A 16,549-nucleotide genomic window follows, 5' to 3' on the forward strand; every position below is an offset into this window, starting at 1 on the left:
GCCTTTGATGCAAAGGTTTCGACATACATCTTTCGCATTGCGAGAACCGCAGCCCTGTCCCTTTTGCCCCGGTTCTAAATTTTCCCGTCCGATTTCCGGACGCCGGGCGAGCGGGCGCCACGCGGAGCGACCTCACGAAGCCTCACCCGGCGACGGGGGCGAGGTCGCACGACACCGCTCGCCCCGCCGTCACCCCTCACCCGGCCCGCCGCCTCGCTTCACCCCGCCCACACGATCGCCTGCAGCTCGCTGTACGCATGGAGCGCGTAGGAACCCACGTCCCGCCCGACCCCGCTCTTCTTGAAGCCGCCGAAGGGCGCTTCCATGTTCCGGCCGACGGTGTTCACACCGACCCCGCCGGCCCGTAGCTGCCGGGCCACCCGGAAGGCGCGGGCGATGTCGCCGGACCACACGTAGTCGATGAGCCCGTAGTCGCTGTCGTTGGCGAGGGCCACCCCCTCGTCCTCCTCGTCGAAGGGCAGCACCACGACGACCGGACCGAAGATCTCCTCCCGCACGACCCGCATCTCGGGGGTGCAGTCGGCCAGCAGCGTCGGCGCGACATAGAAGCCGCGCTCCGGGGCGGACGGCCGTACGCCGCCCGCCACGACCCGTGCGCCTTCCTTCCTGCCCAGTTCCACATACGACTCGACCCGGTCGCGGTGCGCGGCCGAGATCACCGGTCCGACCACCGTCCCCCGCGCGCGCGGATCGCCGATCGTGAGGTGCCCGATGTACTGCGTCAGCCGCGCCACCAGGGCCTCGTACACGCCTCGCTGCACGATCACCCGCGTGGGCGCCGTACAGATCTGCCCGCTGTAGAAGGAGTACGTCGTGCCGATGCCGGCCACCGCCGAGTCGAGGTCCGCGTCGTCGAAGACCACCGCGGCGCCCTTGCCGCCCAGCTCCATGAGCTGGCGTTTCATCCCGCGTCCGCACACCTCGGCGATGCGCTGCCCGACGGCCGTCGAGCCCGTGAAGCTCACCATGTCCACGTCCGGCGCGTCCACGGCCGCCTCGCCCACCTCCGCGGATGCGCCGCTCACCACGTTCACCACCCCCGGCGGCGCCCCCGCCTCCGCCAGCGCCGCCACCATCCGGTACACCGACAGCGGGTCCTGCGGAGCGGGCTTCACGACGACGGTGTTGCCCATCGCCAGCGCCGGGGCGATCTTGCCCGCCGGGTTCGCCCACGGGTTGTTGTACGAGGTGATGCAGGTGACGACGCCGACGGGCCGGCGCCCGGCGAGGGCGCCCAGCACGGCCGCCCTCCCCATCGCTCCGGCCTCGTTGATCTGCGGCGGCAGCCCCTCCTCGACCGGCTCCAGCGCCCCCTTCGCATACCGCCGGAAGCGCGCCACCCCCACCGCGACCTGCATCCCGCGCGCCGTCGCGGTCGTGGCGCCGCTCTCCGCCTGCGCCAGCTCGGCGTGCGCCGCGAAGTCGCGCTGCATCACCTCGGCGGCCCGGTCGAGGACCGCCGCCCGCTCCTGCGGCGGGGTACGGGACCAGGTCGCGAAGGCCTCCCGCGCCGCGGCCGCCGCCTGGTGCACCTGGGCCCGGCTCGCCTCGGGCGCGAGCCCGACGACCGCCTCCGTCGCCGGATCGATGACCTCGTAGTGCCCCTCGTCGGGCTCCACCCACTCGCCGTCGATGAACAGCCGCCCCGCCGACGTCATCGGGCACTCACCGCTCCCATGTCAGCTTCCGCCGGCGTCACGTGAGACCCGCCGCTGCCATCTCCCGTCCCACTGGCAGAACTCGACGCCCCCTGCGGCCAGGCCCCTCCCGGCGCCGCCACGTGACGCCCCGCCGCGTTCCCCGCTCCACCCCACGCCCTCACTTCGTACTCACCGTCCGCGTGTCCCGCCCCGACCGCAGGACCGTCCCCGGCACCGCGCCGGTCACCACGTCCTCGCGGATCGTCTCGACGCCGTTGACCCAGACCGCGGTGATGCCGATGGGCCGGGAATCCAGCCGCGGGCTGTTGCCGGGCAGGTCGTGGACGAGCGTGGCCTTGCCCGCGTCGATCCGCTCGGGGTCGAAGAGGACCAGGTCCGCGTGCCAGCCGTCCTCGATGCGGCCGCGCTCCCGCAGACCGAAGAGCTGGGCGGGGTCGTCGGTGAGCATCTTCACCGCCTGCTCCAGGCCCACCAGCTTCCGGCCGCGCAGGCAGTCGCCGAGGAAGCGCGTCGTGTACGGCGCACCGCACATCCGGTCCAGGTGGGCGCCCGCGTCGGACCCGCCGAGCAGCACGTCCTCGTGCTGCCAGGTCTCGGCGCGCAGGGCCCAGGAGGCCGGGTCGTTGTCGGTCGGCATCGGCCACAGCACCGTCCGCAGCCGGTCGTTGGCGCAGATCTCGACCATGCAGGCGAAGGGCTCCAGGCCGCGCTCGGCCGCGATGTCCCGGACGACACGTCCGGTCAGGCCCTCGTTCTCCGGGGAGTAGGTGTCCCCGATGACGTACCGGCCGAAGTCGGTGAGCCGCCGGAAGACGCCGGCTTCCTTGCTGCCGGCGCGCCGCAGCAGCTCGGCCCGGACGTCGGGGTCGCGGAGCTTTTCGAGGCGCTCGGGCACCGGCAGGCCCAGGATCTCGCCCCAGCCGGGGATGAGGTTCAGCGCGCAGAAGGTGCCGAGGGACATGTTCATGGGAGTGAGGATCGGCATCGTCAGGGCCACGACCCGGCCGCCGGCCTCCCGGGCCCGCTCGGCGGCGGCCAGTTGGCGCGGCACCCGCTCGGGCACGGCCGCGTCGATCGTCAGGACGTTCCAGTTCAGGGGCCGGCCGGCCGCCGCGCTCATCGCCGCGAACAGCTCGATCTCGTCGTCGTCGAACTGGTCGAGGCAGCCCGCCACGATCGCCTCGATCTGGGTGCCCTCGTGTACGGCGACGGCACGCGAGAGGGCGAGCAGCTCGTCCCGTCCGGCGTGCCGGGAGGCGACCGGCTGCCCGTCCCCGTCGGAGTGGGTGGTGGACTGCGTGGTGGAGAAGCCCCAGGCCCCGGCGTCCATCGCCTCGTGGAACAGCGCCAGCATCTCGTCCATCTGCCGGGGGGTGGGCTGCCCGCCGACGGCGTCCGCGCCCATGACGTACCGCCGCAGCGCGCAATGTCCCACCATGAAACCCGCGTTGACGGCGATCCGCCCCTCCAGCGCGTCCAGGTAGTCGCCGAAGGAGTGCCACGTCCACGGGGCGCCCTCTTCGAGCGCCACCAGGGACATGCCCTCGACCTTGGACATCATCCGCCGGGTGTAGTCGGCGTCGGCGGGCCGGTCGGGGTGCAGCGGTGCCAGGGTGAAGCCGCAGTTGCCGCCCGCCACGGTCGTCACGCCGTGGTTGAGCGAGGGGGTGGCGTAGGGGTCCCAGAACAGCTGCGCGTCGTAGTGGGTGTGCGGATCGACGAAGCCGGGGGCGAGGACCAGCCCGGTGGCGTCCTCGCTCGTCCTCGCCTCCTCGGTGACGGTGCCGGCCGGGGCGACGACGGCGATCCGGCCGTCGCGGATGCCGACATCGGCGGTGTACGAGGGCGTGCCCGTACCGTCCACTACGGTCGCGCCCTTGATCAGGTGGTCGAGCATGGGCGGAGCGCCCCTTCCCCTCGGCGGACTCAGCTGCCCGCGGCCTGACGGAACCGGGTCGTCCGGTGGACCGGATCGGTGTCGATCTTCGGGATCACGTGCTCGCCGATGAGCTTGACCGTGTTCATCGTGTCCTCGTACGAGATCCCGATCGGCAGGCCGAAGCTCAGCTGGTCGGCGCCGGCCCGCTCCCAGCGCCTGCACTGCCCGAGCACCTCGTCCGGGTCGCCGCAGATCATCAGTTCCTCGGCGATGAGCAGCTCGATGACCTCGGCGGTGTAGTCGGGCAGCAGCTCGGGCCACTCGGGGATGCCGTCGGGCCGCGGGAAGGTGTCGTGGTAGCGGAAGACCAGCGACTGCAGGTAGTTCAGCCCGCCGCCCACGGCGATCTCGACGGCCTTGTCGTGCGTCTCGGCGCAGATCGCGGTGGAGGTGACCATCACGTTGTCGTTGACGAAGCCGCCGACCGGCTCGGCGTCCCGGATCGCCGTCTTGTACTGCTCCAGCACCCACTCCATGTCGGAGACCTTCTGCACGCTGAAGCCCAGCACGCCCAGGCCCTTCTTCGCCGCCATGGCGTACGAGGACGGCGAGCCCGCCGCGTACCACATCGCCGGGTGCGCGGCCCCGTACGGCTTGGGGAAGATCTTGCGCGGCGGCAGCTGCCAGTGCTTGCCCTGGAACCCGACGTACTCCTCCTGGAGCCACATCTTCGGGAACTCGGCGATGGTCTCTTCCCAGATCTCCTTGGTGTGGTTCATGTCGGTGATGCCCGGGAGGAACCCCAGGATCTCGTGACTGCCGGCGCCCCGTCCGCTGCCGAACTCGAAGCGGCCCTCGCTGAGATGGTCGAGCATGGCGACCTTCTCGGCGACCTTCACCGGGTGGTTGACCTGGGCGAGGGGGTTGAAGATCCCGGAGCCCAGGTGGATCCGCTCGGTCGCATGGGCCAGGTAGCCGAGGAAGACGTCGTTGGCGGAGAGGTGCGAGTACTCCTCCAGGAAGTGGTGCTCGGACGCCCAGGCGTACTTGAAGCCGGACTTGTCCGCCTGGATGACGTACTCGGTCTCCTCCATCAGCGCCTTGTGCTCCGCGAGCGGATCGGTCTCGGCCCGCTTGCCCACGTATCCCTGTACAAAGAGCCCGAATTCCAAGGAGGTTCACCGTCCCCTGAGAGCCGTTCGCCATTTCTGACGTACCGTCAGATTTGCTGTGCCGACTGTTCCACCGCGCACGGGGAGCGTCAATAGCCGCCGCCCGGCTGCCTGATGAACCGTCAGATGATGCTGACCCCCGCCAGCCAGCCGCCGTCGACGACGAACGGCTGCCCGGTGATGTACGACGAGTCCTCGCACGACAGGAAGAGCGCCAGCTTGGCGACCTCCTCCGGCCGGCCGATCCGGCCCAGCGGCACCAGCTTCCGGTAGAGCTCGTCCACGGCCCGTTTCGACTCGGCCGGGTCGACACCCGGATCCAGCGCGGCGGGGTTGGTCATCGGGGTGTCCACCGCGCCCGGGCACACCGCGTTGACCCGGATCTTCCTGGCGGCCAGCTCCACCGCGGCGACCCGGGTGAGCCCGAGGACCGCGTGCTTGGTCGCGGCATAGGCACCGACGAAGGCCATGCCCGTCAGGGCCGTGTACGAGGCGGTGTTGACGATCGTGCCGCCGCCGGCCGCCTCGATCTCCGGCGCCACCGTACGGATCCCGAGGAAGCAGCCGACCTGATTGACCTGCACCACCTGCTGGAACTCCTCCAACGGCGTCGACACCAGCTCGTTGAAGCGCAGGATCCCGGCGTTGTTGACCAGCCCGTCGATCTTCCCGAAGGCGTCCTTGGCCACGACGGCCGCCGCCTCCCAGTCCGCCTCCCGCGTCACGTCCAGATGGACGAACCGGGCCCGCTCCTCCCCCAGCTCCTCGGCGAGCGCCTCGCCCTGCCCGTCCAGCACATCCCCGAGCACGACCTTCGCGCCCTCCGCCACGAACAGCCGCGCCTCCTGTTCACCCTGCCCACGCGCCGCACCCGTCACGATGACGACCCGCCCGTCGAGCTTGCCCATGCCTGCACTCCTCTGCTGGTGAGTACGTGGTCGCCTGTTCGGGGCCGGCGGCCGGCGTGGTGCGCCGGCGATGGTGCCGGCCCGTCGGTGGTGGTCGGCGGTATGCCGTCAGCGGCACTCCGGCGTCGGTGGGCCGCTGGTGGTACGCCGTCCGCGGCCGGGCCGCCCTCCGCCGTCAGCCGTCAGCCGTCAGCCGTTGAGCAGCGGCGCGACAGCCGTCCCGAACGCCGCCATCTGATCCGTCAGTTCGTCGCCACTACGGCTGCGGAACCGCACCTGGATCTGGTGCACCCCCATCGCCCCGTACTCCCGCAGCGACTCCGCGATCCGCTCCGGCGCCCCGGACAGGGTCCGCCGGCCGACCTCCCACCCCGGCTCGCCGACGTACAGCGGCTCGGCGATGGCACCGACCACGACGGGCTCCGCGACGCCGGCCGCCTCCCGCAGCGCGTGCAGCTTCCCGATCTGCGCCGGCAGCTCGGCCCGCCGGTCCCCCTGCGGCAGCCAGCCGTCGCCGCGCACCGCGGCCCGGCGGACGGCGGCGGGCGAGGAACCGCCCACCCAGATCGGCGGCCGCGGCGCCTGCACGGGCCGCGGCGCCTGCCCCAGCCCCTCGAACCCGAAGCGCTCCCCCGCGAACGCGGGGAACTCCTCCGGCCCCAGCGCCGCCTTCAGCGCGTCGACCACCTCGTCCACCACCGCGCCGCGGCGCGCGAAGTCCACCCCGAGCGCGTCGAACTCCTCCCGCACATGCCCGGCCCCGACCCCGAGGATCAGCCGCCCCCCGGAGAGCCGGTCCAGCGTCGCGTACTGCTTGGCCGTGACCAGCGGGTGCTTGAGCCCCACCACCGCCACATGGCTCAACAACCGCACCCGCTCGGTGACGGCGGCCAGATGCGCCAGGGTGGCCACCGGGTCGTACCAGACGGTGCTCATCGCCTCGGCCAGCCGCCGCGGAATCGCGATGTGCTCACAGCAGGCGATGTACGCGAACCCGTACCGGTCGGCTGCCCGCGCCACGGCCAGCAGGTCGCCGGGCCCGGCCCCCGGCTCCCAGCTCTCCGCGAACAGGGGGCTCTGCGCCTGCACCGGAAGCTGCATCCCATAGGCCAGCCGCCCCGCTTCGGGCCGCCATACCGCCTCGCACGCGCTGTCCATACACCCTCCCGGCAGGAAACTGGATCTGACGGACCGTCATATAACGTGCGCGGAACATCGTGGCGCCCGGGTCACCATCGGACAAGAGTCACGGAGGCGGCCGGCGACGGGGCCGTTGCACGCGGGGGCCCGGCGCGACTTTCCGCCCCGGCACCGTCTTCAGGCCCCCGCTACCCCGCCGACGGCCCCCACAGCCCCTCCCCCGTCAACCCCAGCAGCGCAATCGCGTTCCCCCGAACGATCTGTTCCACCACGTCCGGCGCGAGGTGCCCCATCTGGGACTCGCCGACCTCCCGCGACGTGGGCCAGGTCGAGTCCGAGTGCGGGTAGTCCGTCTCGTACAGGACGTTCCCGACGCCGATCGCTTCGAGGTTGCGCAACCCGAAGGCGTCGTCGAAGAAGCAGCCGTAGACGTGGTCGGCGAAGAGTTCGGACGGCGGGCGGAGGACCTTGTCGGCGACGCCGCCCCAGCCGCGGTTCTCCTCCCAGACCACGTCCGCGCGTTCGAGGATGTACGGGATCCAGCCGATCTGGCCCTCGGCGTACATGATCTTCAGGCCGGGAAAGCGGTCGAACTTGCCGCTCATCAGCCAGTCGACCATCGAGAAGCAGCAGTTGGCGAAGGTGATCGTGGAGCCGACGGCGGCCGGGGCGTCGGCGGAGGTCGAGGGCATCTTCGATGAGGAGCCGATGTGCATGGCGACGACCGTGCCGGTCTCGTCGCAGGCCCGCAGGAAGGGGTCCCAGTAGTCGGTGTGGATGCTGGGCAGCCCCAGATGGGGCGGGATCTCGCTGAAGCAGACGGCCCGGACGCCGCGGGCCGCGTTGCGCCGCACCTCCGCGGCCGCCAGCTCCGCGTCCCACAGGGGGACGAGGGTCAGCGGGATCAGCCGGCCCTGCGCGTGCGGGCCGCACCACTCCTCCACCATCCAGTCGTTGTACGCCCGCACCCCCAGCAGCCCCAGTTCGCGGTCCTTCGCTTCGGTGAAGGTCTGGCCGCAGAAGCGGGGGAAGGTGGGGAAGCACAGGGCGGACTGGACGTGGTTGACGTCCATGTCGGCCAGCCGTTCGGGCACGCTGAAGGAGCCGGGGCGCATCTGCTCGTAGGTGATGCCTTCGAGCTTGATGTCGTCGCGGGAGCAACCGACGGCGGTGTCGAGGCGGGTCAGCGGCCGTTGCAGATCTTCATAGACCCACCAGTCGGCTATCGGCCCGTCCTCTCCTGCGGCACCCATCTTCGGAGCGAACTTTCCACCCACGAAGGTCATCTCCCGGACGGGCGCCCGGACGATGCGCGGGCCGATGTCGCGGTACTTCGAAGGGAGCCGGTCCTGCCAGACGTGCGGGGGCTCCACCGTGTGGTCGTCCACCGAGATGATCTTCGGGAAGGTCTCCATGCCGGATACGGTAGCGCCGATCTGACGATCCGTCAGCAATGGCGGAAGGGCCGGACGGACGCGGAGGCGCGCAGGAACACGGGCTCCGCGCCCCTCGCCGTGCATCGCTCCGCCCGCCGCCCCGATCGGCCGAGGAGGCTTTGTGGACGGCCCGGACCCCTACTGACGGAAAAGGGCGCGACAAGGCAGACTGACCGTTGCGCACAGCGAGGTGGTGCGCACAGTGCGAACAACATGACTGAGAGCAGGGAGACACCATGGACGACGGTCCGGGGCGGGAGCGGCTCCGCTTCACCGTGCTCGGTCCCGTACGGGCCTGGCGTGGCGCAACGCCGCTGGCAGCGGGCTCCCCGCAGCAGCGCGCGCTGCTCGCCGCACTACTCCTGCGCGGTGGACATACCGCCACCGCGCCCGAACTCGTCGACGCGCTCTGGGGCGACGAACCTCCGCATGCCGCGCTCGCCGCGCTGCGCACCTATGCCTCCCGGCTCCGCAAGGCACTGGGCGCGGACGCCGACGCCCTGGTCAGCGAGTCCGGCGGCTATGCGATCCGGCCGGTCAACGGCCGCGCCCTGGACCTCGATCACGACCTCGCCGAGCAGTACGCGGCCGAGGCGGAGAAGGCCAAGGCCTCCGGCGACCGCCGCCGCGCCCGCGAACTCCTCGAAAGCGCCCTGGCACTGTGGGACGGCGAGCCGCTGGCCGGACTCGCCGGTCCGTACGCCGAGACCCAGCGCATCCGCCTCGACGAGTGGCGGCTCTCCCTCACCGAAACCCGGCTCGAACTCATCCTGGAAGCCGGGTGCCATGCCGACGCGGTGTCCGAACTGACCGTCCTCACCGCCGCCCACCCGCTGCGCGAGCGGCTGCGGGAACTGCTGATGCTGGCGCTGTACCGCAGCGGACGGCAGGCCGAGGCGCTCGCGGTGTACGCCGACACGCGCCGGCTGCTCGCCGATGAGCTGGGCGTCGACCCCTGCGCCTCGCTCTCCGATCTTCACCAGCGGATTCTCCGCGCCGACACCGATCTGGACGCACCGCCCGCCACCAGCGACGACCCGGGCTCCGCCGACCAGGTCGTGGTGCGCCCCCAGCAGCTGCCCGCCACCGTGGCGGACTTCACCGGCCGCACCGCCTTCGTCGCCGAACTCGGTGCGCAACTCGCCACCGCCGAGGGCAGCGTGATGGCCGTCTCCGCGCTCACCGGCATCGGCGGCGTCGGCAAGACGACCCTCGCCGTCCATGTCGCGCACACCGCCCGCGAGCACTTCCCCGACGGGCAGCTGTACGTCGATCTCCAGGGCGCGGGCCACACCCCCTGCGAACCCGAGGCCGTGCTCGGCGCCTTCCTGCGTTCCCTGGGCACCCCGGACTCCTCCATCCCCGACGGGCTGGAGGAGCGTGCCGCCCTCTACCGCTCCACCCTCGCCGGCCGCCGCGTCCTGGCACTGCTGGACAACGCGCGCGACGCCGCACAGATCCGGCCGCTGCTCCCCGGCACGGAGGGCAGCGCCGCCCTGATCACCAGCCGCGCACGCATGATCGACCTGGCCGGCGCGCACCTCATCGACCTCGACGTCATGAGTCCCGAGGAGGCCATGAGCCTCTTCACCCGGATCGTCGGCGAGGAGCGCGTCGCCTCCGAACGCAAGGCCGTCATGGCGGTCGTCGGGGCCTGCGGCTTCCTCCCCCTGGCCATCCGCATCGCCGCCTCCCGGCTGGCCGCCCGCCGTACGTGGACGGTCTCGACCCTGGCCCGCAAGCTCGCCGACGAGCGCCGCCGGCTGGACGAACTCCGCGCCGGCGACCTCGCCGTCAAGGCCACCTTCGAACTGGGCTACGGCCAGCTGGAGCCCCAGCAGGCCCGTGCCTTCCGCCTGCTGGGCCTGGCCGACGGGCCGGACATCTCCCTGGCGGCGGCCGCCGCCATGCTCGATCTGGACGCCGACGACGCCGAGGAGCTGCTGGAGTCCCTCGTGGACACCTCCCTGCTGGAGTCCGCGGCGCCGGGACGCTACCGCTACCACGACCTGGTGCGGCTCTACGCGCGCTCCTGCGCCGAACGCGACGAGCAGCCGCCCTCCGAGCGGGCCGCCGCGCTGTCGCGGCTGCTGGACTTCTACTCCGCCACGGCCGCCAACATGTACGTCCTCGAACGCCCCGGCGACCGGCTCGTCGACCACCGGGCGGCCACCGCCTACCCCGGCCTGGAGTTCGCCGACCGCACCACCGCCCTGGAATGGCTGTTCAGCGAGGCCGGCTGCCTGCTGGCCTGCGCCCGCCAGTGCAGCGGAGCGGAGACCCTGCGGCGTGCCGTCGACCTCCTGCTGCTCACCAAGGACCTGGCCGAATCCGGCGCCGACGCCCTCCAGTACGAGCAGACCAACGTCTCCTTGCTGGCCGCCGCCCAGGAGATCGGCGACCAGCATGCGCAGGCGAGGATCCACACCTCGCTCACCTATTCCCGCACACTCGCGGGGCGGCTGAACGAGGCCGACGAGAACGCCAAGGCCGCCATGCTGCTCGGCGTCGCGGCCGAGGACCCGTTCTCCTCCTCGTACGCGCCCAACGACCGGGCCATCATCGCCAACTCCCAGCACCGGCACGCCGACGCGGAGGCCTATCTGCGGCAGGCCCTGATCGCCTTCCGCGAGGACCGCAACTGGCAGTCCGAGGCCAGCGCCCTGTGCAACCTCTCCCGTGTCCACCTGGACACCGGGCGGGTCGACAGCGCCATACAGCTCGCGGAGGAGGGCATCGCCATCTACCGGCGGGTGGGCGCCAAGCGACGCCTCGCCAACGGCATGTACGCCCTCGCGCTGGCATACACCCAGGCCAACCGGCTGACGGAGGCGACCGAGCAGCTTCGCGCCGCCCTGACCATCTTCCAGGACAGCCGTCAGCGGTTCTGGGAAGGCATGACCAATTTCCGGCTCGCCGAGGTCGATCTCGCGGCACGCCGGCCGGCCGCGGCCGCCAACCACGCCGAGCAGGCGTTGGCCGCCCTGCGCGGCATCGGAGGCGAGGCCCGGCGGGCCGGCGTCCTCACCACGCTCGGCCGGGCGCTCAACGACATAGGGCACACCGACCGGGCCCGGGTGTGCTGGCAGGAGGCGCTGGCCATCTTCGAGCGCGTCGGGTCGCCGGAAAGCACGGCGGTCCAGGCGCTGCTGGCTCCCGCGGTGGTCGCATAACCGCAGGTGCGGGCGCTCATCGTGGGCGTTTATCGATCGTTCATCGCCGAGGGCCAATCTCTTTCTTACCGATCCGCCGCCTCGGGGGGCAAGCGGCTCGGTGACCAGGTCGCCCCGTTAAGGTGAGCGGCCGTGCCGCGCCCGTCCGGCGGTCCTCGGGGGAGTCTCCGGGCGGGCGCGGCAGTAAGCGCCCACACAGGAGTTGATCGCAATGAGCACCGAGAAGCAGGTACAGCATCTGAGGGACCGCGACATCGTCAAGCCGCTGGACAACCACCAGCCCATCGCGGGGGCCGGCGTCGCGCCTCAGGCGCCGCCCCAGGGGGACCGCGATGTCATCAAGCCCCTCGACAACCACCAGCCCATTGCGGGCAGCGGCGTCAACGCCACTGCGGACGACAACCACCAGCCGACGCCCGGCGAGCGGATCGCGGGGGACAACCACCAGCCCGTCGGCAAGCCCCAGTAAGACCCACTGAACCAACGGGGGTACTCGGGGGATCGCAGGGACCGGTGTCGATGGCGGGGAGGGGAAGCCACCGACACCGGTCCCTGCGGCATTTTTGCGGCAGGACAGACCGGCAGATTCACCTCCGGGGCAAGAAGTCGAACATCTGCCCCCATGAGCCACTATTTTTATGACACGGGGACACATCCCTTTTGTGATCGAGGAGTTGACATGACCAATATGAAGAAGGCTTTTGCCGTCGGCGCACTCACGCTCGTCGCCTTCGGCGCCGCCGCCGCACCGGCCCTTGCCGACAGCCATACACCCACGCCGCCCCACACCGCCTTCGTGCTGGACAACCACCTGCCGGTGTCGCCGCCGGACAGTCACACGCCGCTGATACCGCTGGACAGCCACACCCCCTGACGCCCCGGGCCCAAGTCATCGACTGTGACAGCTGTCTGACGAACCGTCAGTAGCTGGTGCTACAGTCACGCCACCCGCGACCCGCGAGGAGGCGCTGTGTTCGAACTCGCCCGTGTACGCACGCTCTGGGAACTGGTCGAGTACCGCGCGCGGGCCTCGCGCGGGGCGCCGATGTTCTACGACGGGGACGGACGGAGCATCACCTTCGACGGGGTGCGCGACCAGGCGCTGCGGGTGGCGGCCGGGTTCCGGGAGCTGGGGGTCGCGGCGGGGACCCGGGTTGCCTGGCAGTTGCCGACGCGGATCGAGACCGTGGTGGCCTCCCTGGCGCTGGCCCGGCTCGGGGCCGTACAGACGCCGGTCATCCCGCTCCACCGGGAGCGCGAGGTCGGCTTCATCCTGGCGGAGTCGGCGGCCGAGTTCGTGCTCGTACCGGGCGAGTGGCGGGGGTTCGACCACACCGCGATGGTGCACCGGCTCGCCGGGGACGGGGTGCGGGTGGTCCCGGTCGGGGACGGGCTGCCGGAGGGGGATCCGGGAGCGCTGCCGGCCGCGTCGGCTGGAGCGGGCGAGCGCGGCGGGGACGCCGGGCGCACCACCTGGATCTACTACACCTCGGGCACCACCGCCTCGCCCAAGGGCGTCGAGCACACCGACGCCACCCTCCTCGCCGGTGGCATCGGGCTGGCCACCGCGCTCGGCATGTCCGCGGACGACATCGGCTCGATGGCCTTCCCGTACGCGCATATCGCCGGCCCCGACTACGTCATCGCCATGCTGGCCGGCGGGTTTCCCGCGGTCGTCCTGGACGCCTTCGAGCCGGGCCGCGCGGCCGAGGTCTACCGGCGGCACGGCGTGACCATGGCCGGCGGCAGCACCGCCTTCTACCAGGCGTTTCTCGATGAGTCGCGACGCCGGCGGGAACGCAGTCCGCAGGCCGGGCGGCTGATTCCCTCGCTGCGTCTGCTGTCCGGCGGCGGGGCGCCGATGCCTCCGGAGCTGTACACGGCCGCGGGGCGGGAGCTGGAGTGCGCGATCGTGCACGGGTACGGCATGACCGAGTGCCCGATGATCACGATGGGCACGCCGTACGACAGCGACGAGCAGCTGTCGCGGACGGTCGGCAGGCCGGTGGTGGGGGCGGAGATCCGGATCGCCCGCCCGGACGGGAGCGAGGCCGGAACCGGGGAGTCCGGTGAGGTGACGCTCCAGGGCCCGATGCTCTTCCGGCGGTACACGGACCCGGCGCTGACCCGGGAGGCATTCACGCCCGACGGCTACTTCCGCACCGGTGACCTGGGGTATCTGCGCCCCGACGGGCACCTGGTGCTGACCGGGCGGCTCAAGGACATCATCATCCGCAAGGGCGAGAACATCTCCGCGCAGGAGATCGAGGACCTGGTGCACACCCATCCGGCGGTGGCACAGGCCGCGGTGATCGGGCTGCCGGACCGGGAGCGCGGCGAGCGGGTGTGCGTGGTGGTCACGCCCGCCGATCCGGCCGCGCCACCGCTGACCCTGGACGGGCTGACCGCGCATCTGCGGTCGGCCGGGCTGATGACGCAGAAGCTTCCTGAGCAGCTGGAGACCGTCGGCGAGCTGCCGCGCGGCGGGCCGCTGAACAAGGTGCTCAAGACGGTGCTGCGGGAGCGGTATACGGAGTAGCCGGGGGCGCCGCGGCGGTGTGGCGATGAGTTCCGGGGTCCGGCGGAGTCTTCACTGGGAGCGTCACCGGAGGGCGGCCCCCTCCGGTCGGAGACCCGGCAGACGCCCCGGCCGCATGCGCCGGCAGGACGGAAGGACCCGGACGATGACCGACACGATCGACTTCACGGCGCAGGCCCGGCTGGTGTCGCGGCTGGCGGCGCGGACCGCCGACGAGCAGCTCGACGCCCCCACCCCCTGCGCGTCCTACGCGGTGCGCCACCTGCTGGGCCACCTCGTCGGGCTGTCCGCGGCGTTCCAGCACACGGCGCGGAAGGACCTGGGGCCGATGACGAGCGTCCCGCCGAATGCTTCGGTGCCGGACGTCGAGCCCGGGTGGCGGGACGAGCTGGACCGGAACCTCGACTCGATGGCCGGGGCCTGGCACGATCCGGCGGCCTGGGAGGGCGAGACCCAGGCGGGCGGGGTGACCCTGCCCGCCGCCATCGCGGGCCGGTTCGCGCTGAACGAGCTGGTGCTGCACGGCTGGGACCTGGCGCGCGCCACCGGCCAGGAGTACGCCCCGGACGCGACCAGCCTCGGGGTCTCGTACGCCCTGCTCGCGCCGCTGGCCGAGAGCTCGGACCGCGTGCCGGTCTTCGGCCCGCCCGTGGCGGTGGCCGCCGACGCCCCGCTCCTCGACCAGGTGGTGGCCCTCAGCGGCCGCCGGCCGGACTGGGCACCGCCGGGGGCGTAGGGAGCGCAGGGGGCCGCGGGGGCAGGGGCCTCGCCCGCATGGCACGCCCCCGCGCCCCCACGGCCCGGCCGCGTCGGCGCGCGTCCCCCTCACCTCGGCACAGGCCAACCGGCCTCATCGGGGCCGGCCCCGATCACGCCGGCGCCGGCCCCGGGGTCCCGTTCCGCAGCAGGGTCTTGAGGACCTTTCCGCCGGCGTTGCGCGGGAGTTCGGTGACGAAGGCGACCTCGCGCGGGACCTTGTAGTTGGCCATCTCCCGGCGGGACCAGGCGATCAGGTCCTCGGCGGTGAGCAGGGAGCCGGCGCGGCGGACCGCGTAGGCCTTGCCGACCTCGCCGAGGCGGGGGTCGGGTATGCCGACGACGGCGACGTCGGCTATGTCCGGGTGGCGGCCGAGGAGTTGCTCTATTTCTGCGGGATAGGCGTTGAAGCCGCCGACGATGAACATGTCCTTGATGCGGTCGGTGATCCGGAGGTTTCCCGCCGCGTCGAGGACGCCCACGTCGCCGGTGCGCAGCCAGCCGTCGGGGGTGATCGCCCGGGCGGTGCCGGCCGGGTCCTCGAAGTAGCCCGACATCACGTGGTAGCCGCGGACGTGCACCTCGCCGGGGTCGCCGGGCGGCGCCGGGCGGCCCGCGGCGTCGACGACCCGGACCTCGGTCCCCGGGATGGCGCGGCCCGAGGTCGTGGCGATGACCTCGGGCGGATCGCCGCGGCGGCACATCGTGACCACGCCCGAGCTCTCCGAAAGGCCGTACGCCGTCAGCACGGTGGAGATCCTCAGCTCGCTGCGCAGCCGCTCGACCAGCTCCAGGGGGACCACGGCGGCGCCGGTGACCACCACGCGCAGCGCGGAGAGGTCGTGCTGGGCGCGGGCGGGGTGGTCGAGGAGCTGCTGGTGGAGGGTGGGCGGGCCGGGGAGCACGGAGATCCGTTCGGCGGCGATGTTGGCGAGCGCGGTCTCCACGCCGAAGACCGGCTGCGGGATCATCGTCGCGCCGCGCAGCAGACAGGCGATGATCCCGGCCTTGTAGCCGAAGGTGTGGAAGAACGGGTTGACGATCAGATAGCGGTCGCCCTCCCGGAGGCCGGCCAGTTCGCTCCACACGTCGTAGGCGCGCAGGGTCTGGGCATGGGTGATCACCGCGCCCTTGGGGCGGCCGGTGGTGCCGGAGGTGAAGATGATGTCGGAGGGGGCGTCGGGGTGCAGGGCGTCGGCCCGCTCCCGGACCGTTTCGGGCGAGACCGCGGCGCCGCCGGCGAGGAACTCCTGCCAGGTGGCGAAGTCGGCGGGGGCGTCCTCGGCGAGCACCACGACCTTCTCCAGCTGTGGCAGTCCGGGCAGCGGGCCGCGGCCGGTGCCCTCCTGGGCGGCGCGGCGGAGCGAGGCGACGTAGGACGTGCCGAGGAAGGTACCGGTGACGAAGAGCAGCTTGGCGCGGGTGCGGCGCAGGACGTAGGCGGCCTCGGTGCCCTTGAAACGGGTGTTGACGGGGACGAGGACGGCTCCGGCGGTGACGGACCCCAGGGCGGAGACGATCCAGTCGAGGGTGTTGGGCGCCCATACGGCGACGCGGTCACCGGGCTCGACCCCGGCGGCGATGCAGGCGGCCGCCGCCCGGGCCACCCGCTCGCCGAGCTCGGCGTACGACACCCGGGTGCGGCCCTCGACCACGGCCTCCCGGGAGGCGTACCGCCGGGCGGCCGTGCGCACCAGCCGGGGGATGGCGCCGTACTCCAGATCCGCCCGCGTCTCCGGGTCCTCCGCCGCCGCCGGACCCCCCGCCGCCGGATCCACCCGCGCCTCCAGGTCGTCGCGCATCGCGTCGCCTCCCGCCGAAGAGCCCCTGCGCCACTAGCTGACTGCCCGTCAGATTAGCGGTA

The 16,549-nt window shown here is 72.2% G+C and carries 12 protein-coding genes; 5 read left to right on the forward strand and 7 right to left on the reverse strand.

What is annotated here, in order from left to right; translation table 11 throughout:
• Nucleotides 1–218: 218 nt before the first annotated feature.
• The 6 genes from AB0411_RS29875 to AB0411_RS29900 form a co-directional block, all read right to left on the reverse strand.
• A complete protein-coding gene (locus tag AB0411_RS29875) occupies nucleotides 219–1,679 on the reverse strand; it encodes an aldehyde dehydrogenase family protein (RefSeq protein ID WP_366420399.1) in 1,461 nt (486 codons plus the stop codon).
• A 160-nt stretch (nucleotides 1,680–1,839) separates the two neighbouring features.
• Complete coding sequence (locus tag AB0411_RS29880; RefSeq protein ID WP_366420400.1) at nucleotides 1,840–3,579, reverse strand: N-acyl-D-amino-acid deacylase family protein; 1,740 nt, start codon at nucleotides 3,577–3,579, stop codon at nucleotides 1,840–1,842.
• A gap of 29 nt (nucleotides 3,580–3,608) precedes the next feature.
• On the reverse strand, nucleotides 3,609–4,733 hold the full coding sequence (locus tag AB0411_RS29885; protein WP_366420401.1) for an LLM class flavin-dependent oxidoreductase: 1,125 nt from the start codon (nucleotides 4,731–4,733) through the stop codon (nucleotides 3,609–3,611).
• A gap of 122 nt (nucleotides 4,734–4,855) precedes the next feature.
• Nucleotides 4,856–5,641, reverse strand: a complete 786-nt coding sequence (locus tag AB0411_RS29890) for an SDR family NAD(P)-dependent oxidoreductase (protein WP_366420402.1) — start codon at nucleotides 5,639–5,641, stop codon at nucleotides 4,856–4,858.
• A gap of 189 nt (nucleotides 5,642–5,830) precedes the next feature.
• Nucleotides 5,831–6,799 carry a TIGR03619 family F420-dependent LLM class oxidoreductase gene (locus tag AB0411_RS29895; RefSeq protein WP_366420403.1) on the reverse strand — a complete coding sequence of 323 codons (969 nt, stop codon included), beginning with the start codon at nucleotides 6,797–6,799 and terminating at the stop codon, nucleotides 5,831–5,833.
• A 170-nt stretch (nucleotides 6,800–6,969) separates the two neighbouring features.
• Nucleotides 6,970–8,196: an amidohydrolase family protein gene (locus tag AB0411_RS29900; RefSeq protein WP_366420404.1), complete on the reverse strand. Its 1,227-nt coding sequence runs from the start codon at nucleotides 8,194–8,196 to the stop codon at nucleotides 6,970–6,972.
• A 257-nt stretch (nucleotides 8,197–8,453) separates the two neighbouring features.
• Between AB0411_RS29900 and AB0411_RS29905 the strand changes: the two genes are divergently transcribed.
• The 5 genes from AB0411_RS29905 (at nucleotide 8,454) to AB0411_RS29925 (ending at nucleotide 14,665) form a co-directional block, all read left to right on the forward strand.
• The gene (locus AB0411_RS29905) at nucleotides 8,454–11,390 is read left to right on the forward strand and encodes an AfsR/SARP family transcriptional regulator (protein WP_366420405.1); all 2,937 of its coding nucleotides are present in this window, start codon (nucleotides 8,454–8,456) and stop codon (nucleotides 11,388–11,390) included.
• A gap of 211 nt (nucleotides 11,391–11,601) precedes the next feature.
• Nucleotides 11,602–11,859: a hypothetical protein gene (locus tag AB0411_RS29910; RefSeq protein WP_366420406.1), complete on the forward strand. Its 258-nt coding sequence runs from the start codon at nucleotides 11,602–11,604 to the stop codon at nucleotides 11,857–11,859.
• 210 nt (nucleotides 11,860–12,069) lie between these two features.
• Complete coding sequence (locus tag AB0411_RS29915; RefSeq protein ID WP_366420407.1) at nucleotides 12,070–12,264, forward strand: hypothetical protein; 195 nt, start codon at nucleotides 12,070–12,072, stop codon at nucleotides 12,262–12,264.
• Nucleotides 12,265–12,360: 96 nt separating this feature from the next.
• The gene (locus AB0411_RS29920) at nucleotides 12,361–13,929 is read left to right on the forward strand and encodes a class I adenylate-forming enzyme family protein (RefSeq protein ID WP_366420408.1); all 1,569 of its coding nucleotides are present in this window, start codon (nucleotides 12,361–12,363) and stop codon (nucleotides 13,927–13,929) included.
• A gap of 145 nt (nucleotides 13,930–14,074) precedes the next feature.
• Nucleotides 14,075–14,665 (forward strand): TIGR03086 family metal-binding protein, encoded by a 591-nt coding sequence (locus AB0411_RS29925; RefSeq protein ID WP_366420409.1) that lies wholly within the window; start codon nucleotides 14,075–14,077, stop codon nucleotides 14,663–14,665.
• Between the two features lie 133 nt (nucleotides 14,666–14,798).
• Here AB0411_RS29925 and AB0411_RS29930 read toward each other — a convergent pair whose 3' ends face one another.
• Nucleotides 14,799–16,487 (reverse strand): FadD3 family acyl-CoA ligase, encoded by a 1,689-nt coding sequence (locus AB0411_RS29930; RefSeq protein ID WP_366420410.1) that lies wholly within the window; start codon nucleotides 16,485–16,487, stop codon nucleotides 14,799–14,801.
• Nucleotides 16,488–16,549 lie beyond the last annotated feature (62 nt).

The organism is Streptomyces angustmyceticus (assembly GCF_040701845.1).
Taxonomy (GTDB): Bacteria; Actinomycetota; Actinomycetes; order Streptomycetales; family Streptomycetaceae; genus Streptomyces; species Streptomyces angustmyceticus_A.